18 protein-coding genes are annotated in these 19,699 nt (G+C 50.3%); 3 read left to right on the forward strand and 15 right to left on the reverse strand.

Going from position 1 to position 19,699, the window contains the following annotated elements:
- The 10 genes from ACO9K6_RS10530 to ACO9K6_RS10575 form a co-directional block, all read right to left on the reverse strand.
- Positions 1-1,068, reverse strand: coding sequence for a cation diffusion facilitator family transporter (locus ACO9K6_RS10530; protein ID WP_424767518.1), 1,068 nt, complete (start codon positions 1,066-1,068; stop codon positions 1-3).
- 322 nt (positions 1,069-1,390) lie between these two features.
- Positions 1,391-3,076, reverse strand: coding sequence for a glycerol-3-phosphate dehydrogenase/oxidase (locus ACO9K6_RS10535; protein WP_424767519.1), 1,686 nt, complete (start codon positions 3,074-3,076; stop codon positions 1,391-1,393).
- A 188-nt stretch (positions 3,077-3,264) separates the two neighbouring features.
- Positions 3,265-4,755: a glycerol kinase GlpK gene (glpK, locus tag ACO9K6_RS10540; protein ID WP_424767520.1), complete on the reverse strand. Its 1,491-nt coding sequence runs from the start codon at positions 4,753-4,755 to the stop codon at positions 3,265-3,267.
- Between the two features lie 31 nt (positions 4,756-4,786).
- Positions 4,787-5,338, reverse strand: coding sequence for a glycerol-3-phosphate responsive antiterminator (locus ACO9K6_RS10545; protein ID WP_424767639.1), 552 nt, complete (start codon positions 5,336-5,338; stop codon positions 4,787-4,789).
- Between the two features lie 21 nt (positions 5,339-5,359).
- Complete coding sequence (locus ACO9K6_RS10550; RefSeq protein WP_424767521.1) at positions 5,360-6,424, reverse strand: LacI family DNA-binding transcriptional regulator; 1,065 nt, start codon at positions 6,422-6,424, stop codon at positions 5,360-5,362.
- Positions 6,425-6,492: 68 nt separating this feature from the next.
- Positions 6,493-8,460, reverse strand: a complete 1,968-nt coding sequence (locus tag ACO9K6_RS10555) for a beta-galactosidase (RefSeq protein WP_424767522.1) — start codon at positions 8,458-8,460, stop codon at positions 6,493-6,495.
- A 39-nt stretch (positions 8,461-8,499) separates the two neighbouring features.
- Complete coding sequence (locus tag ACO9K6_RS10560; RefSeq protein ID WP_424767523.1) at positions 8,500-9,324, reverse strand: carbohydrate ABC transporter permease; 825 nt, start codon at positions 9,322-9,324, stop codon at positions 8,500-8,502.
- Complete coding sequence (locus ACO9K6_RS10565; protein ID WP_424767524.1) at positions 9,324-10,172, reverse strand: carbohydrate ABC transporter permease; 849 nt, start codon at positions 10,170-10,172, stop codon at positions 9,324-9,326. Before ACO9K6_RS10565 ends, ACO9K6_RS10560 begins: the two co-directional genes overlap by 1 nt.
- 100 nt (positions 10,173-10,272) lie before the next feature.
- Positions 10,273-11,586 (reverse strand): ABC transporter substrate-binding protein, encoded by a 1,314-nt coding sequence (locus ACO9K6_RS10570; protein ID WP_424767525.1) that lies wholly within the window; start codon positions 11,584-11,586, stop codon positions 10,273-10,275.
- A 309-nt stretch (positions 11,587-11,895) separates the two neighbouring features.
- Complete coding sequence (locus ACO9K6_RS10575; RefSeq protein ID WP_424767526.1) at positions 11,896-12,267, reverse strand: ArsR/SmtB family transcription factor; 372 nt, start codon at positions 12,265-12,267, stop codon at positions 11,896-11,898.
- Between the two features lie 192 nt (positions 12,268-12,459).
- Between ACO9K6_RS10575 and ACO9K6_RS10580 the strand changes: the two genes are divergently transcribed.
- From ACO9K6_RS10580 to ACO9K6_RS10590, 3 genes are all read left to right on the forward strand, one after another.
- Positions 12,460-12,621, forward strand: a complete 162-nt coding sequence (locus ACO9K6_RS10580; protein WP_424767527.1) for a hypothetical protein — start codon at positions 12,460-12,462, stop codon at positions 12,619-12,621.
- A 48-nt stretch (positions 12,622-12,669) separates the two neighbouring features.
- Positions 12,670-13,314, forward strand: coding sequence for a metal-dependent hydrolase (locus ACO9K6_RS10585; protein ID WP_424767528.1), 645 nt, complete (start codon positions 12,670-12,672; stop codon positions 13,312-13,314).
- A 220-nt stretch (positions 13,315-13,534) separates the two neighbouring features.
- Complete coding sequence (locus tag ACO9K6_RS10590) at positions 13,535-13,663, forward strand: hypothetical protein (protein WP_424767529.1); 129 nt, start codon at positions 13,535-13,537, stop codon at positions 13,661-13,663.
- Positions 13,664-13,766: 103 nt separating this feature from the next.
- Here ACO9K6_RS10590 and ACO9K6_RS10595 read toward each other — a convergent pair whose 3' ends face one another.
- The 5 genes from ACO9K6_RS10595 to ACO9K6_RS10615 all read right to left on the reverse strand — a co-directional run bounded on the left by ACO9K6_RS10595 (position 13,767) and on the right by ACO9K6_RS10615 (position 19,652).
- Positions 13,767-15,014 (reverse strand): ATP-binding protein, encoded by a 1,248-nt coding sequence (locus ACO9K6_RS10595; protein ID WP_424767530.1) that lies wholly within the window; start codon positions 15,012-15,014, stop codon positions 13,767-13,769.
- 366 nt (positions 15,015-15,380) lie between these two features.
- Positions 15,381-16,928 carry an L-glutamate gamma-semialdehyde dehydrogenase gene (pruA, locus tag ACO9K6_RS10600; protein ID WP_424767531.1) on the reverse strand — a complete coding sequence of 516 codons (1,548 nt, stop codon included), beginning with the start codon at positions 16,926-16,928 and terminating at the stop codon, positions 15,381-15,383.
- A gap of 42 nt (positions 16,929-16,970) precedes the next feature.
- Positions 16,971-17,873, reverse strand: a complete 903-nt coding sequence (rocF, locus tag ACO9K6_RS10605; RefSeq protein WP_424767532.1) for an arginase — start codon at positions 17,871-17,873, stop codon at positions 16,971-16,973.
- A 5-nt stretch (positions 17,874-17,878) separates the two neighbouring features.
- Positions 17,879-19,090 (reverse strand): ornithine--oxo-acid transaminase, encoded by a 1,212-nt coding sequence (locus ACO9K6_RS10610; protein WP_424767533.1) that lies wholly within the window; start codon positions 19,088-19,090, stop codon positions 17,879-17,881.
- A gap of 259 nt (positions 19,091-19,349) precedes the next feature.
- A complete protein-coding gene (locus ACO9K6_RS10615) occupies positions 19,350-19,652 on the reverse strand; it encodes a DUF6509 family protein (RefSeq protein ID WP_424767534.1) in 303 nt (100 codons plus the stop codon).
- Positions 19,653-19,699: the final 47 nt, after the last annotated feature.

Raw genomic sequence — 19,699 nt, forward strand, 5'->3', positions numbered from 1 at the left:
CTACACCTTGCATGCCGCATGCTGAAGCTGCGACTTTTCGACCTGAATGGTCGTATGCTCGATATTGAATTTTACGGTAATTAGCTTGATAGCCTGCTGCAGCACTGCTTGGCAATCCTTGCTGTCCTCAACGAGGAGATGGCAGCTTAATGCATCAAGTCCAGAGGTAATCGTCCAAATATGGAGATCGTGGACATCCTTCACCCCATCGATCTGCTGCAGCGTAGTTATGACCTGCTCAGCATTGACCGAAGGAGGCGTTCCTTCCATCAAAATATGAACGGTAGATTTGACGATGCCCCATGCGCTTTTTAAAATAAGCAATGCGACGATAACACTGATGATCGGATCAGCGATATACCAGGAAAATGCGAGCATTAAAATACCTGCAGCAATGGCGCCTACCGAGCCTAACGCATCCCCAAGCACGTGGAGGTACGCGCTGCGAACGTTCAGATTATTCTTCACATCGGCCTTCCGCATAAGAAACCATGCGCTTGAAAGATTGGCCAGCAGCCCAATCGTTGCAATGATCATCATTGAGCCGCTGGCGACTGTCGGCGGTTCTGCAAACCGTTTGACCGCCTCGGCTATAATGAATGCCGCGATAACAAACAGCGTAATTCCATTCAGCAGCGCAGCCAATATTTCAAAGCGATGGAAGCCGAACGTGCGATGCGGTGACGATGGCCTGGCAGCAAACCACATCGCAGCTAAGCTTAAGGCTAGTGCTGCCACATCGCTTAGCATGTGGCCGGAATCCGATAGGAGCGCCAAAGAATTCGTAACCAACCCTCCAACAAACTCCAAAACCATAATACCCGTTGTAATAATAAGGGCAATCCATAAGCCAGCCTTATTGTTTGGACCGTGATGGTGGTGACCATGATTTTCATGGCCGTGCGAATGCTTGCCATGATGATGATCATGCGAATGATCGCCTTCATCATGCGAGCAAGCGTGACCACTTTTTTGTCCGTCCAAATGTCCCTGACCCTCCTCTCCATGCTGCTCCCCGCTGCATTTATGCTTGTGATCTTCATTAGGCTCATGCCCGGTTTTACTCATCGTAATCTCCCCCAGTTCGAATCCGCAGATCAGCTATCCATTTTCAGTCAATTAAACGTGTAGTATAGATGTGTTTTGCTCTGAATCAGAATAACATATGAATACATGCTCATATATATTATATGTAAATTCCATCTCTTATGCAACAACAGATTACGAGCTGCAGCTTTCAAAAAACGACTGCCGCATAAAGTGCGCTCCGCCATCCCTTCATTAGGTTGCTCCATCGTATTCAAACATAACGCTTATGGTCTAAAAATGAACGAAAAACAAAAGGACACCGTCTGCTGAACGATGTCCAGTATCGATGCCCTTTACTCCTTTAACTCCGCAGCGGCTCTATTGCCTCCGTCAGCTTCTGCTCGAGCTCAGCCGCATAAGAGGCTTGCTGCTTGTCACTCCAGCCCAATCGGCTGGCCATCGCCGCCATTACTGGCTCCTTCCATTGCTGCACATCAGCAATACGGAAAAACAGATTCCCCGTACGGCGAATGAAGAAGTCGACCGGCTTCACCGTCATTTCCTCTTCCATCGAATAAACAAGCTGTACTGCCAGCATGAGCGGCAGCTTAAACGAGGCCGCCCATTCTGCCGTAAGCACGGCCAGCGAGAACAGCCTGTCGACGTTCGAGCCGTAGCGGCGGGCAAGAAATGCCGCTTCCTCCTTGGTGAAGCCGAAATTTGCGCCTTCAGCCGTTTTCTTCGCTACGAAGGACTCGAAGCCCTTCGAGCCGCCAAGCTCTCCGCCCGACATCGGCAGCGCTTTGGTGGCGCTGCTCGCGTAGGTGGCGCCCTTGCCTTCCTGTCCGAGCAGCTCTACGACCTTGTCAACGACGGTTTCGGCCATTTTGCGGTAGCCCGTCAGTTTTCCGCCTGCTATGGAAATCAGTCCAGATTCCGATACAAATATTTCGTCTCTTCGCGAAATTTCTGACGGCGATTTGCCCTCCTGCTGAATGAGCGGCCGCAGGCCTGCCCAGCTCGATTCCACATCCGCTTCACGGAGCTTCAGGTCAGGAAACATAAAATTGACTGCCTTCAGAAGGTATGTCCGATCCTCGAGCGTCATCACGGGGTTAACGGTGTCGCCCTTATAATTCGTATCCGTCGTTCCGAAATAGGTTTTGCCTTCGCGAGGAATCGCGAACACCATGCGGCCATCCGGCGTATCGAAGTAGACCGCTTGCCGCAGTGGGAAGCGTCCTTGATCGAAGACGAGATGGACGCCCTTCGTCAGTCGAAGCGTCTTGCCTCGCTTGGATCCATCAATCTCGCGAAGATCATCCACCCATGGACCAGTAGCATTAATGATTTTCGCCGCTTTCATCTCATATTCCGAACCGCTTATCCTATCTCGTACGAGTGCACCCGTTATTTTACCGCCGCCATCATACCGAAGTGTCTCTACCTTGGCGTAATTGACGGCAAGCGCTCCTGTCTCGACTGCTTTCTTCATAACCTCAATCGTCAGCCTCGCATCGTCCGTCCGATATTCGACATAGTAGCCCCCGCCCTTAAGGCCTTCCCGTTTTAATAGCGGCTCTTTATGCAGCGTCTCCGCCAGACTCAGCATAACCCGCCGTTCGTTCCGATTCACGCCAGCCAAAAAGTCGTACAAACGCAGACCGATGGATGTGGAAAATTTACCGAACGTACCTCCCTTATAAAGCGGCAGCAGCATCCATTCCGGCGTCGTCACATGCGGTCCGTTCTCGTATACGATCGCCCTTTCCTTGCCCACCTCAGCAACGACGCCAATCTCCAGCTGCTTCAAATAACGCAAGCCTCCGTGCACGAGCTTCGTCGAGCGGCTCGAGGTTCCAGCCGCGAAATCCTGCATCTCCACGAGCGCAACCTTCATGCCGCGCGCAGCGGCATCAAGCGCGATGCCCGCGCCGGTTATGCCGCCTCCAATCACCAATACATCAATCGGAGACTTCTCTATCTCCGCTAACAGCTTCTCCCGGCTTTCCGCTCCAAAATCTTGTTTCCTTAGTTCTGTCATCATATACGCAGCCTCCCAGCTATCTATCCGTAATCGTATTATGCCATATTCACTTCATTACTCAGATTCCAAGCAATATGAATAAAAAAAACCACTCCAACCGCTTCCCGCCCCAAACAGGGGCTCAGAAGCGGTCATCGTGGTTTCTCCAAGTCTCCAACCGATATTAACTTGTCGCCATCATACCATAATTACTCAGCAAAAGCCATGGCCGCTTTGACCGCGCGATGCCAGCCGCTATATAAGTCATCGCGCCGCATTTCATCCATAGAAGGCTTAAACACGCGATCCACTTTGCGCAGCTTGGCAAGCTCGTCGCGGCTCTCCCAGAAGCCCACCGCGAGCCCAGCCAAATAGGCCGCGCCAAGCGCTGTCGATTCATTTACGACCGGACGCTCTACCGGAACGCCGAGGAGATCGCTTTGGAACTGCATCAGCAAATCATTCGCCACCGCTCCGCCGTCCACCGACAGAGATTGCAGCGGCAAGCCTGATTCCTCCTCCATCACAGATAGCACATCCTTCGTCTGATACGCCAGTGATTCCAATACAGCGCGGACAAAATGAGCTTTAGACGTTCCTCTCGTGAGTCCGAATACTGCGCCTCGAACATCACTGTTCCAATAAGGTGTACCTAGCCCGACAAAGGCTGGAACGACATAAACGCCATCGGTCGATTCAACCTCGGCAGCATACGCTTGCGTCTCGGCAGCCGAGCCAATTAACTGAAGTCCGTCGCGAAGCCATTGTATGGCGGCTCCCGCCACAAATACACTGCCTTCCAAAGCATATTCCAGCTTGCCGTCAACCTCCCAGGCAATTGTCGTGAGCAAGCCTTTGCTCGAAGCAATAGCCTTCGAGCCCGTATTCATGAGCATAAAGCAGCCCGTGCCATAGGTGTTTTTGGTGCTGCCCTCTTGAAAAGCATTTTGCCCAAACAAAGCTGCCTGCTGATCGCCAGCCGCGCCTGCGACCGGTATTTTGCAGCCTAACCATGCTTCATCAAGCTCACCGTAAATTTCAGAGGAGGAGCGGACCTCCGGCAGCATCGACTTCGGAATGGCCAAAATCCGCAGCAGCTCGTCATCCCACTTGCGTTCATGAATATTAAACAGCAATGTCCTTGACGCATTCGTTACATCCGTCACATGAATACGGCCGCCAGTCAGCTTCCAAATCAGCCATGTATCGATTGTTCCGAATAACAATTCGCCCTTCTCCGCTCTCTCCCGCGCGCCTTCAACATGCTCCAGCAGCCAATGCGCCTTCGTGCCGGAAAAATAAGCATCGATCAGCAGCCCTGTCCGATCCCGGAAGGTCTGCTCATGTCCTTCATGCCTAAGCCGCTCGCAAATTTCCGCCGTTTGGCGCGACTGCCAGACAATCGCGCGGTGAATCGGCTCCCCTGTTGCTTTATCCCAGACAACTGTCGTCTCACGCTGATTCGTAATGCCAATGCCGGCGATCTGCTCCGGTCGAACACCCGACTTCTCTAGCAGCTCCTCCATGACCTTCTTCGTTGATTTCCAAATATATTGGGCATCCGCCTCAACCCAGCCCGAATGTGGATATTCGAGCGGCAGCTCCTCGCGCGCCATATCGATAATCGAGCCGCTGCGATCAACGAGCAGCGCTCTTGTGCTTGTCGTCCCTTGGTCTAGCGATAGCATATAAGTGTCCATCGTTTCCCCCCTCTTACCGTTGTACCCCTAATTATGTCATCTTCCACAATTCCTTACGCGATGTCGTAATCGCCGATGCCCCCGCAGCAAGCGCCTGCCTTACATGTTCCTGCGTGCGAATGAGGCCGCCTGCGATGACAGGAATGCCGCTGCGTTCCTTGACCTCCCGAATAATATCGGGGAGTACGCCTGGCAGCACTTCAATATAATCGGGCCGCACCTTCTCCAAATGGGAATAGCTGCGCTCCAACGCATCCGAATCGATAAGAAACATACGCTGGATCGCGATCAGCCCATTTTGCTTCGTGCGCCCAATCACGCTTGCGCGTGTCGAAATAATGCCGGCAGGACGAATCGACTGGCATAAAAACTCTGCTGCGTATTCATCATTTTTCAGTCCGTCAATCAGATCAGCATGCAGCAGCACCTTTTTCCCGTGCTGGCTCGCCAGATCGACTATATTTTTCAACTGCCCCAAATGACCGCCAAGCAGTACCATATATGAAAAAGGGGAGGCAAGAACCGCCTCCACATCCTTCAGCTTATGTACAGCCGGCAATACATTCTGACCGTTCAGCAGCAACGACATGCTCGCACCTCCGCGCTAAGTAAGTTGACCATTGGGAAGTCCTGACTGGTCCACAGAATTACTATTTATGTTCGGCTTGCCGCTGCTTTCCCGCTCCTGCAGCGAGGTTGGCAGTACGATTTTCTTCGCGATGTCCCGCTTCGCCGCCAGGCGGTCGGCTAGCAGTTCTACCGCCGTCTCGCCCATATGCTCCATATGCACCTTCACAGTTGTAAGCGGCGGCTGCAAAAAGGCAGAAATCGCGATGTCGTTATAGCCCACGATCGATATATCATGCGGTACTCGCAGCTTCGCTTCATGCAGCGCCCGGAGCGCGCCGACTGCCATCGAATCATTTTCGATAAAAAAGGCTGTGGGCAGCTTCTCCCCGCTTATCGCCTCTTTCATCAGCTTATAGCCGTCCTCGGAATACAGATTTTCGCCGGTAAACACAAACTTTGGGTCAAAAAGCCCACGTGAGGTCAACTGCTCCGTATACACAAGCTCGCGCTCATCCTTCACCCGCTTGTTATTGACCCTATTATGCCCGCCAATATAACCGATTGCGGTATGCCCTAGACCGACCAGGTAATCGAGTACCTCAGTAACCGACCTCCTCAGATCGATGACTACCGAATCGAACCGGTTATCGTCAGGAGACGAATCGACAAATATAATATTTTCAAGCCCTTCTGGAAAACAGTCCAGATCATCCTTCTCAAACCGGCCAATCGCAATAATGCCATCAAGCGTGTCGCTGGACCAATCTTTGATGCCTTCATCACCGTGCATGTACAACTTGACTAGCTCAAATTGGCGCTGGAAGCACTCCTTCTCGATGCCAAGCCGGATTGCGAGATAGTAAGGATCAAGCATTTCCTCCTGCTCCGAGTACCAATTGACAAGCCCCACACGGTAGCGCTCCTTCACGGTCTGACCGCTCCGTTGCCGCAGCGTCTTATAATTTAATTCCTGCGCAATTTCAAATATTCGTTTACGCGTCTCATCCGCAACGGAAATGCCTGGATCATAGTTAAGCACCCGAGATACCGTTGCGAGAGAAACCTTCGCTTTCTGCGCAATATCTTTTATCGTAGCCATACTATCTATCCTTCCTGCTAGGCGCGGCTAAAAACTACCTAAATACGAGCTAAAGCATGGATTCCAATCTACAACCGTTCGGCTTCCAAGATCCTGCTCTCGTACGGGTCCAGCTGCTGGCCCCTGAACGTCTTCGTCTCCTCCGTATGGTTCAGCAGAAACCACAGCTTGCGATCGCCTGCTTCACGGACAACTACCTCAACGCCCTCGTCACTCTCAATATGCCAGATTTCCAGCTCCTTGACAATACAATTGGCAAGTTCATGGAGGACATCCGCACTCAAGCCTCCTCCTATATAATAAACATTCCCTCTGCCATAACGATTGCGTGTCGCCGCCGCCGCAGGGAATATAAGCTCATCGTAGTAATACAGCACCTCGGCCGTTGCCGGCGTCAGTAAATCGCGCCATACTGCGCAGGTGGAGGGGCCCTTCGCGCCTTCTCCATTAGCACCCGCTTTCGCAATCGGAACCTTCTTGCCTAGCGGAAGCGCTTCTGAGCGATGAATAACCGCACCAACCATCTCAGCGACATAACCCGGCGTTTCCATACCGAAGTGGATGTTATTGCTCTTATCGCGAATACCCGCACGATAGGAGAAGATGACTGTTCCACCCTCGCGGGCAAAGGCGGCAAGCCTCTCTCCCAGATCCTTATCGATGACTTGTAGAACAGGCACAACGAGCACCTTGTAACGAGAAAAATCACGAGCAGCAGGTACAACATCAATACGAGTGTTCAAACGATGAAAAGGCGTATACAACCGCAGCAGCTCTTCCGTAAAATCGAAAGCCTCGCTCTGCCTCTGGAAACGCCATGACCACACATTGTCGTAGTCGTACAGCACCGCGATGTCAGCTTGAATTTCAGTTTGCAGCACATCCGCATATGGCGTAATCGTCTGAAAGACCGACTGAACTTCTTTATATTTGTCGCCGCGGCGATTATCATGATCGACAATGCCCATGCAGAACTGCTCTGCACCGCGCGTCATCGCTCTCCAGCTGAAATAAAGCATGTCCGAGCAGCCATGCGCGAACGCCTGCAGCGACCACATCTTCGCTTGGCCCGGACGAGGAAGATAGCCAATTACATCATGACCTTGCGCGCCCATCAGCTCCTCGACGATCCAGAAGTTCGCATCCTTCAGACCGCGCATGAAATCATGCCCCATCGCGATCGCTGCCGGCGTAATGGGCTCTGCAAGACCTCCCCATACCGGATAATTATCATACGAGACGAAATCAAGCGCCTCCGCGTGCTCCGCATGGTCATACCATTTTTGAAAAAAGCCTCCCGGCAAATTATGCGTCACCGTCTGATGCCCGCCTTTCGCCTCGCGCACAACCTCCACCATGCGCGCCGCAAAAGAATTGACGGAATACGACCGGAATCGCGCCCAATCGAGCTGCAGCGAAGGATTATGGGTGGTGATCGTTTTCAGCGGCAGCGGAAGCTCAGAGAAATCATTATAGGTCTGTCCCCAAAAAATCGTACCGTACGTTTCATTCAGCCGCCCGATATCCCCATTGTATTTTCGCTTCAAAAACGATTGGAATGCAGTATGACATTGCGGACAATAGCACATATCGCTGCCCTCATGCCCAAACTCATTATCAATTTGCCAGGATACAATTGCCTCTTCACCAGCATAGTGCTCAACTAGCTTGCGAGTAATCCTTGAGCTGTAATCCCAATACATATCGGAGTTGAAGCAATACTGCCTTCTGCCTCCGAATGAACGAGCATTGCCATCCAAGTCCTTAGACAAAATAGACGGGTGCTTCTTCACGAGCCAAGCTGGAAAGGTGGCCGTTGGCGTGCCGAACATGACGTGAAGTCCACGCTTCTTAAGCCGTGCCACAACATCGTCAAAGAAGGAGAAATCGAACCTTCCCTCCTCACTCTCCATTTTATGCCACGAAAACTCTCCGATTCGTACCATATTGGCTCCAAGCTCTGCAATTCCTTCTATATCCTCATCCATCAACTGGACCGGCCAATATTCCGGATAATAATCTACGCCTACATACATGCTCTCTCTCTCCTCCGTCTCCTAGCTCTAGCTGTCTCTTTATCCTTTAACCGCCGAACCAAGCATTCCCGATATAAAATGACGCTGCAGCAGCAGGAAGAAAATAATAATCGGACCCGTCGCGAACGTAACACCGGCCATCACTTGCCCATAATCGATTCGCGACAAACCGAACAAGCTCGATAAGGCTATCGGCAAGGTGTACATCTCTTTTGTCTGCATCGCGATTAGCGGCCATAGGAAGCTGTTCCATTGGTACATAAACAGGAAGATCGCTGTCGCGGCAAGCGCAGGCTTAACCGACGGCAAAATAATGCGCGTGAACAAGCCCCATTCATTGACACCGTCAATGCGGCCCGCTTCCATCATCGGATCCGGTACGGCCAGCATATTCTGGCGCATGAGGAAAATCGCGAACGGATAAGCGAGGTTAGGCAAAATCAGCGCTTGATAGGTGTTCAGCCAGCCCCATGCCGCCATCATTTTAAATAAAGGAATGACGAGCGCGTGATATGGCACCATCATCGAGAGGAGGAACACTGCGAACAAGACGTCTCTCCCTTTAAACCGAAACTTCGCAAATGCATACCCGGCCATCGTACAAATAATGAGGCTGAGCGCTGTATAAATAACGACGACAAACAGCGAGTTGAACATTACCCGGCCGATGCCGATCGCTTCATTCAAATTCGCGATATTCTCAAATAGCATTCCGCCGGGAACAAGCACAGGCGGCTTGGCAAAAACTTTACCGCTCTCGTTCGTCGCTGCGATAGCTGCCCAATAAAACGGAAACAGCGACACAACCGCACCGATGATCAGCATGACATAGACGAGCAAGGATCGGACGTTTGACGTTTTCATCATTCATCCCCCGTTACTTTAAATTGAATGAAAGAAAGTACTGCGATGATGACGACAATGACATAAGCAAGCGTCGAGGCATAGCCGAAATCGAAATAGCGGAAGCCTGTTTGATACAAGTACATTCCGATCGTAAGCGTTGCGTCGCTTGGACCGCCCTTCGTGAGCGTATAAGGCTCGTCAAACAACTGAATCGTTCCAATCGTAGATAGAATAGCCGTAAACAAAATAACCGGTTTAAGCTGCGGAACCGTAATGGAGAAAAATTGCTTGATCCGGCTTGCACCGTCAATGCTTGCCGCTTCATAAAGCGATTCTTGAATATTTTGCATAGCTGCTAAATAAATGACCATGTTATAGCCGATCCAGCGCCAGGTCATAGCGAGAATAATTGCCGCCTTCGCCCACCACGGATGGGAAAGCCAAGGAATTGCGCCAATGCCAAGCCACCCCAGCACTTGATTGATAATGCCGTCGCCCATGAGCATGATGGAGAAAATGATCGAGTACGCAACGAGCGATGTAACTGCGGGCATGAAGAACGAAACCCGGAATACGCCCTTAAACCGCTTCACCGCATTCAGGCTGGATGCCAGTACGATCGCAAAAAACAGCATGAGCGGCACTTGTATGATCATGATGATAAAGGTGTTTTTAAGCGCCGTAAAAAAGATCTGATCGCTTAACAGCCGCTCATAGTTCGATAGTCCAGCCGGCACCATTTCTCCCGCTTCGCTCGTTTGAAAGCTGAGCAGAAACGAATAAACGATCGGATATGCCATAAATACAGCGAACAAGCCGAGCGCGGGTGCCAAAAATAAATAAGGGACGTAAGCCTTCGTCCTCATCTGCAAGCCCCTCCTTCAATTCCATATGCTTGAAAAACGCGAGGGAGCTTTAGGCCATGAATCGCCTAAACCTCCCGCCCGACGTTTCATCCATTAAAATCTAACCGTTGTTTACTGTACGCTTCGTACGATCGGCAAGTCGCTGTGCCGATTCCTTAAGCGCATCGGCAGGATTACCGTCAATGAACGTTTTGGCTTGCGCTTTAACCGCCTCATCCAACGCCAACGCATAATCCTTTGTGTAATAAGGTGTAGGGATGCTCGCCATCTCTTCACTGAACAGCTTCCAAATTTTCTGACCGTTGAAGAACTCTACCTCGCTTTGGAACAGCTCGGAATCATATACCGTTTGCAGTGAAGGGAACAAGCCATGCTGATCCATCGCAATTTCCTGTACTTCATTCGACGTTGCGAAATACTCTGCGAACGCGTAGGCAGCGTCCACGTTTTCCGTTGCGGATGGAATCATCCAGCTGCTGCCGCCAAGGTTCGCTGCGCGGTTGCCGTCCTTCTCGAATGCCGGCAGCTGGAACACGCCCCATTTGCCGCTTGTATCCTTCGCTTGGTCAATAATGGTGCCGTAGTACCATGCTCCGAAAGGAACCGTTGCTACTGAACCATCAATTGTCGCCGATACGGTGCCGTCCCAGCCGTTTACGTCCTTCACGAGGTCGGCATCGCCCATCGCTTTAAGCGTTTCCATCGCTTTGACAGCAGCCGGATTGTTGAAGTCGATGTTGCCGTCTTTATCGAAGTAGTAAACGCCCTGTTGGTTAAGCATCATGCGGAACAAAGCATCGTCCTTGAATTTATCGATCGGCAATGCTTGCGCGCCTGTTTTTTCCTTAATGGTTTTGCCTGCTTCAATGAATTCATCCCAAGTCGTAATAGACTCCGGGTTCACGCCAGCCTGCTCAAAAATATCGGTGCGGTAGAACATGCCGGTTGGGCCCGCATCAAACGGGAAAGCATAAAATTGGCCGTCCTTCGAAGCAAGCTCCTTCTTGAACGCAGGGAATGCGTCAGCTTTGCTGTCGAAGCCTTTCTCTGTCAGGTTTATGAAGCCTTTCGGGAATGCTTCCAGGTAGCCTTGGATACGGTCGTCCTCTACGAGCACGATGTCCGGAAGACCTATGCCGCCAGCGGCAAGTCCTGTGGAAAGCTTGTCATAAACGTCTAAACGTCCGATATCTTCTACTTTAAGCTCTACATTCGGATGATCTTTTTTGTACAATTCCATTGCACTGTTCAGCGCGCCGACGTTAACGTTCCAAGCCCATGCGGTAAGCTGAACCTTCTCGTCAGTGGAGCCTCCATTATTCGTCGTTCCTTCGTTCGTGTTATTGCCGCCGCATGCAGCTAGCACAACTGAAATAATTAGCAGCAGGCTAAGCAGTTTAGAACCTTTCAACATTTCCTAGTTCCCCCTTTATAATTGTGGAATACAGTCCGTCTGAAGCAAGCAAATGCGAAGAGACTTTAGTAAAAGTTTACTAACTTTTTTCGATTTGTTTGTTCAGAATAAGCATATATGTAAGCGGTTTCGCTTACTAAGCAAAATTATACTTAAATTTTACTAAAAATCAAGATAAATTTTACTAAGCGTTTTTTTGTGAATGTGATGGGAGAGTGATTTCGAATCAATGAAAGACGAAGAGCTGAAATCAAAAAGGCTATCCTACGGTCATCGACCGCTTCGGATAGCCTTCACTTTTGCATTCCATTATTCATGCTTCAAATGCTGGAGCGTCAGCATAAAAATCTGCTCTACGTGATCGTCATCAAGCGAGTAAAACACCGTCTTTCCGACCTTGCGGCGCTTGACGATCCGCATATTCCGAAGTGTCCGCAGCTGATGGGATATGGCGGACTGCCCCATCGCGAGCACCTGCGTTAAATCATGGACACAAAGCTCCGATTGCGCCAGCGCATGAATAATCTTCACTCGCGTAGGATCGCCGAGCGCCTTGAACAAATCAGCCAGCTCCGACGCGGTTGTCTCGTTCATCAGCTTACTTTTTACATGATCTATATTTTCTTCCGAGCCCGCGCATGTATCGTCGCAGCCGGCAGTCACCGAATTATCCAACGTCATCCCACCAACTTCGTTTTTAATAACAAAATTATAGCATGTTTTAGCTAAAGAGGTGAACTTGAACGTATCTGCCTCTAAGCTCGTGCTGCGAAACAAAGTTCAATTGGAGTGTTCGCCTTCCTTGCCCAAGCACTTTCCTCTATAATTATAAAAATAGAATGGCATCATTTTTTCGGGAGGTTAAAAGCCATTATGTTTACGCTCAAAGAAAAGATCTACCTGCTTCAATTACTCAAGGAACAAAATCAAAAACGACTATTCAGCTTTCGCAAAAAAGACCCGTCGCATGACCGTCTTGTCAAGAAGCTGGAGCAGATGGTTCGCAATGAACAGGTTAATCAAGAGCATCTCTAACAGGCTGCTCCTCTTCATTCGCATACTTGGTCAGACACAGGAGGATTTATGACAGGAAAGACCCATTTAACTATCGGGGCGGCAGTTGGCGCAGCCTCTGCTATGTATTATTCGTTCGAGCTAGAGCATGCTGCGCTGTACATTGGAATTGCCGCCTTCTCTGCACTTAGCGCCGATCTTGACGGAACAAGCATGCTGAGCAGCAAGCTGAGCAAGCTATCCAAGCTTATCCGAGAGCTCGCGCTTTGGGTCAGCGTCTTATTTTTGGGCGTCATCGCTTATTACTTTTTCAGCGGACAATCGATGTCCCCTATACTCGTTGGGTCAGGCGCGGCAGCCCTCCTGCTCGGTCTCGTCATGAAGCAAGGCGTCATTCGCAATGCACTCGTCAGTATCGTCGGGGTTGCCTTCATGTATGTTGGCTATACTTATCAAATGAACTGGCTCATCGGCTTCGGTCTATTTGTCGCATGGGTGCCCTGGCTGAATCATCGCGGAATGACCCATACGCTCTGGGCTATCCCGATCTGGGGGGCTATTGCGTGGGGACTGGAGCAGCAGCTTCAAATCGAAGGCATCACCATCGTTGCCATGCTGGGCTATCTGTCACACCTTGTTGCGGATACGCTCACCCCAAGCGGCGTGAAGTGGCTGTATCCATTCGTGAAGAAGTCTTTTAAAATACGTTTATAGTTCAGCAGAAAGAGATTCTCGTCAAAAACGAGCAGGAGTGAAGCGCCTGCTCGTTTTTTTTCGCTGCGATCATCGTCTGAGGCATCTGCCTATTTCGCCTATCGGATTGATCTGGATAAGTCAAAAGAATAGCTCGCTTTTTAGAGCAATTTCTGCTTCATTCCTGCTCAATCTGGGTATGCTATAGTATGACATTTTAATTACAGAGGAGGAAATTAACATGAGAAATTCGAAGAAAATGCTGTTTTCTGCCCTAGGAATGGGTGTCACTTATTTGATGAAAAACAAGTCGGCGCGTCAGAAATTAATGAACGTCGTACAGTCTTTTGCTAGAAAAAGACGAAGCTAATCACGCCAATACGCAAGCCAAAGGGGTGTCCTGAGAGATAAATCGACTTGAGGGGCAGCCTCTTTTTTGGCTCTGATATTCGGAGTACGGGTAAGAAGTAACATTATGCTTTTGGAATCCTCGCTATGATCTCTGTTCCAACATTTTGTTCACTGATCACATCCAGTTTTCCTCCGAATGATCTGATAATTTGGAAGCAAACCATCATGCCTAATCCAGTGCCGCTTTCCTTCAAGGAATAATAGGGAGAGCCTAGTCGCTCCACCTCCTCTTTCGACATCCCAATTCCCTCATCTTTCATTCGAATTTCCACATGTGAATCATCCGCGACTATACATGAGGCCCAAATCGTCCCGCCAACAGGCATGGATTCAATTGCGTTCTTCATGATATTAATCATGAACTGGTTCATTCTTTGGGGATTCCCGTAAATCAAACAGTCACTTCCGATGTTGGCTTGAATGGAGACATTTTTGCTTAGAGCATAGTTTTGTATGAGAGTCACAGCTCGTTTTAGTTGATTGCCAACGTCCAAGTCTTCACTAATATCCGAGGGTGGCTTTCCCAAAGACAAGAAATTGTGAATGATATCGTTCGCTTGATCCAATTCTTCAATAGACAGCTTAATGTACTGCTTCTTCTTATCAGACAGATCGGGCGTATCGAGCAGTTGTAGAAAGCCCCGCGCTACCTGCATCGGATTACGGATTTCATGGGCAAACACGCCTGTTAAGTCTCCAATCAGTCGTAGCCTTTCAGCATTTTGAAGTTCTTTACGCATCGTATGGATCTCTGCCATGTTCTCATTTAAAGCAGTCATCAGCCAGGCCAGACCCGCGGCACAACCGAAGTGGAAAAACTGAATGGTTAAGCTCTCGGTTGTAACCCCCCTTAACACCCCAACTAAAGAAGCGCCCACGAAACAATAATATGCCGATAGCATCACTGCAATTTTAATTCGTTTATCCTTTGACGCGTTTACGAACGTCTTCTGAAAATAAAGGATAACAGAAAAACCACAGAGGATAACGAGCAGTGTGCTATAAAAGCCTGTATCCATGCCTAAATATAAACGATATAGAATGATCAATACGGATAAGAATATGCCCATTCTTTGACCACAATATAAAGTACCGATTAGCAAGGGAACGATTCTGAAGTCATGATGCATTCCGTTTCCGTAACTAATTGGAAATGACATACATAGTAAAACTGCACTTCCCCAAAGTATGGCCAGAAAGAAATTGACATTTTTTTTGATTCGAATATGGCCTAACAAATAAGCTTGATAAATGCCAATAGGCACAATGACTAATGATAACTGCAGCAAGAAGTCTTTGATTATGCTCAAACGCCGCCACCCTACCGTCCATTTGTATAACGTAAACCTTCAACTTTTATCTATTACAACGCCCAATAGTTAATTATTTAAATTGTACTATGATCATGAAATATTTAATAGATATCAACATATAATTAAATTTTTCAAATCGAATGAAACAAGCAAAAGCCGCCCCTACTCGGGACGGCTTAAACGTAGAAATGGATGTCCAGCGGAATAATATGGATATCTGCCGCTTGTATAACCAATCCCCAGCAAAGCAGCAATCACGGAGGCGCTCATTTCAGCTCACCTCCAGATTAATTGGTTTGAGTGGAGAAGAATGGGGAATATTCGTGTGCGAAAGCAGGAATGATGGTTTCACGCCGCTCTTTGTCAGAACCGTTCAGAAACCACCTTCGCCTGCGTGAACAGCAGGAGATAGTCCCTCCCTCCAGCCTTGGAATCCGTTCCCGACATATTGAAGCCTCCGAACGGATGCACACCGACTAAAGCGCCTGTACACTTGCGGTTGAAGTACAGGTTGCCGACGTGGAATTGCTCGCGCGCCTGCTCCAGCCTGCTGCGGTTGCGCGAGATGACGGCGCCTGTTAAGCCATAGTCAGTATTGTTTGCAATATCCAGCGCCGCATCGAAGTTAGCCGCCTTGATGAAGGCTAACACCGGTCCGAATATTTCCTCCTGTGCGATTCGCGCGGAAGGCGCCACGTCCTTAATAATTGTCGGTTCAATGAAATAACCACCGCTGCCCCCCGTCTTACCGCCATGGACAATAATCCCCTCCGTACGCCCGACCTCGATATATTTCAAAATACTTACATATGCCCTCTCGTCAATAACAGGACCCACATGGGTCATTAGCTCCTGCGCCTTCCCGAGCTTTAGCCTCTGGGTCCTCTTCACGACCTTCTCCAGCACCTCTTCATAGACAAGCTCATGAACGACTGCCCGCGAGCAGGCAGAGCATTTCTGACCCGCGTAGCCAAAGGCAGAAGCGGTGATTGCCTCAGCCGCCAGATCAAGATCCGCATCTTCATCAACGATAATCGTATCCTTTCCGCCCATTTCGGCGATGACCCGTTTGATCCATTTCTGATCCTGCTGCGTAATTGACGCCTTCTCCATAATACGCAAGCCTATCTCTCGCGAGCCGGTAAAGCAGACGAACCGAGTAATCGGATGCTCAACGAGAAAATCTCCCACCTCGCTGCCCGCTCCGGGCAAATAATTCACGACGCCATCAGGAAGACCTGCATCCTCCAGCAGCTCGATAAACTTGGCGGCGATGACAGCCGTCGCGCTGGCTGGCTTCAGAACAACCGTATTGCCAGCTACGATCGCCGCCATCGTCATACCCGCCATTATCGCAAGCGGAAAGTTCCAAGGAGGAATAACAACACCTACGCCAAGGGGGATATAGACAAGCTCATTGTCCTCCCCGTTCATGGCGACGAGAGGCTGGCGCTCTGCCAGCCTTTCCATTTCCCGTCCATAATACTCGAGAAAATCGATCGCCTCGGCGGTATCTCCATCTGCCTCGGTCCAGCTTTTGCCCGCTTCATAGACGAGCCATGCGGAGAACTCATGCTTGCGCCGCCGCAGCAGCGCCGCAGCTTTGTAGAGCACCTTCGCTCGCGCGAAGGGCGTCACCCGCTTCCAGTTCTCGAAGGCGGCTGCCGCTGCGAGAATGGCTTCATGCGCCAGCGCGGTATCCGCCTGTGAGACAATGCCAACCAGCTGCTTCACGTCAGAAGGATTAATCGACTTGCGCTTCGTTATCGTTTCGATCCGATTTGGACCAATTTTCAGCATATATTCGCGGCCCAGCTCCGTCTCCACCTTTTGGAGCGCCTCTTGAAAATCGTTCATATGATCCGTTAACGAAAAATCGGTGAATGGCTCGTTTTGAAATGGTTCCCGCATCGGCGTATCCCTCCTGCACATTCATATTCAGCCTGCTGGTGTTCAAAGAATCTGCTCGCCAAGCAGCGAGCCGATCAGCTCGACAGCGAGCTTAGCCGTCAGGTCGTTGCTGTCAAGGCTTGGATTCACTTCAACAAGCTCCGCCGAGGTGACAATCCCCGATTGATAAAGCATTTCAATTGCAAGGCTTGCTTCCCTAAAGCTCAGGCCGCCTCTAACTGGCGTTCCCGTGCCCGGCGCTTCCAGCGGGTCAACGCTGTCAATATCAAAGCTGACATGTACGCCGTCAGTCGTCTGCCGCAACTGCTGAATGACTTTATCCATAACCTTTGCAATACCGAGCCTATCGATATCATGCATCGTATAGCAGGCTATGCCAAGCGAACGGATATAGGCCTTCTCGCCGGGATCGAGCGACCTGGCTCCGATGATCACAACATGCTCTGGCTTTATTTTCGGAGACATGCCCCTTAGCTTCGTTAAAAGCGGAATTCCCCGCCCAAGACTAATGCCTAACGACATCCCGTGAATATTGCCCGAAGGGCTCGTCGTCTCTGTGTTAAGATCCGAGTGCGCATCGAACCAAATGACGCCTAGTCTGCTGAAATGCTCCGACAGGCCTGCAATCGTTCCAATAGCGATACTGTGATCGCCGCCGAGCACAAGCGGGAATTCGTTGCACGCAACGACGCCCGATACACGCTCCGCAAGCTGCCCGCATACCGCTTGCACCTCTGCCAGGTGCTTGACACTCGTGGTTTGAATAGGCGCGGTCTGCTGAGAAGGGGTTACCTCCTGCGCAAAGCGATAGGATATATTCAGCTCCTTCAGCTTATGAACAAGCTTCCCGGCTTGGATAATATGCTCCGGACCTTGCTCCGCGCCAGTATTCCCCGCTCCCAGGCCGAATGGCACGCAAACAATCGCAACGCTCTGTTTGATCATTTCAGTCAGCCTCCTGTCTCGGCGCTGCTCGAGAAAACGGCTTGTATGCGATCGAAAGCGAAGTCCAGCTCAGCTTCCGTAATGATTAGCGGAGGCGCTAAGCGAATCACATATTCATGCGTCTCCTTGCACAATAAGCCTTGGTCCATCAGCCTCTCGCAATAAGGCCGAGCACGCACAGAAAGCTCTATCGCAATAAATAATCCTCGTCCTCTGATTTCAATAATATGCGGATGACTAAGCGCTGCAAGCTTATTCCTGAAATAATCTCCAAGCCGGCTTGAACGCTCAGCAAGCTGCTCCTGCTCGGTCACCTCAAGCGCCGCAATCGCTGCCGCGCAGCTTAACGGATTACCTCCGAAAGTAGAGCCGTGGGAACCGGGAACGAATACGTCCATGATCGACGAATCGGCGGCAATAGCCGATATCGGCATGACGCCGCCGCCAAGCGCTTTGCCCATAATATACACATCGGGAATGACTTGCTCCCAATCGCACGCGAACCTGCGTCCCGTTCGTCCGAAGCCCGTCTGAATCTCATCGGCGATGAGCAGCACCTGCTGCTCCGCGCACAGCTTGGCGGCTGCGGCGAGGAAGCCTGCCGGCGGAATGCGTATACCCGCTTCACCTTGAATCGGCTCGATCAGCACAGCGGCTGTATTCGGGTTAATGGCTGCTTGCAGCGCCTCAAGATCACCATAAGGAATGATGCGAAAGCCCGGCGTGAACGGCCCGAAGCCTTGTCGATAGCTCTCTGTCGACGATAACGAGGTTACTGTCAGCGTTCGACCGTGAAAGTTGCCCTCGAAGACGATGATTTCTGCCTGCTCATCAGGAATATGCTTAACCTTATAGCCCCAGCGACGCACCGCCTTGATCGCCGTCTCGACGGCCTCCGCCCCCGTATTCATTGGAAGAATCCGTTCTTTGCCCGTATAGACGGCAAGCTTCTCGCAGAAGGCGCCCAGCACCTCATTATGAAAGGCTCTTGAAGTAATCGTTACCCTATCTGCTTGCTTCTTCAATGCTTCAATAATCCGTGGATGACGATGCCCATGATTTAACGCCGAATACGCGCTCAGCATATCCATGTAGCGTTTGCCTTCCGAGTCCTGCACCCACACGCCCTCTGCAGCGCTGATCACAATCGGCAGGGGATGATAATTATGGGCGCCGTACCGCTCCGCTAGCTCTATATCCTTCTGTGCCCTGTTCATCACCTGCTCCTTTCTGAACGCTTTGCAAAAAATAGCCGTTAATGTATGTTATGCGGTCGAAGGTTTGTAAATAACAGGAAGGCGCGGGGCTTATCAGATTGGAGCAAGCCTGGCATGGCGATGAGTGGGAGGATTGGCTCAAATTTGGGGAATGTGCGAGAATGGGGACTAACACGTCGTTTACAAACGCTAAAGGGCCGTCCCTTAGGTCGTTTCCTACCTTCGGAACAGCCCCTTGAATAGACTGTTAAACAACTTATTAATTGGCCGTGCCCGACTCCTGAATATGCTCCTTGCAGAACGCCAGCACCAGCTTTTCCTCTTCCTCTTCCAGCACAAAATCAAGGTACTTGTTCGATGTGGTCGTTAAAAACTCATACTTGGCGATACGTTCGTTTTCTTCTTCGATGACATAGACCACGCGAAGCGATACGCCATCCTCGTGGTACAGCTCGTCATCCTCCGGCACCTCTAGATCGAGAATATATTCATACCTCGTACCCGTCAAAATGTTAAACGGGTCCTTCATGAGCTCCACGCTGTATGCTGTAATCGTAAACATGTCATCCGCCTCCTCATATTAAATTTTACAAAACAAAAGCAGTCTGA

The sequence above is a fragment of the Paenibacillus praedii genome, assembly GCF_049725345.1.
Classification (GTDB): domain Bacteria; phylum Bacillota; class Bacilli; order Paenibacillales; family Paenibacillaceae; genus Pristimantibacillus.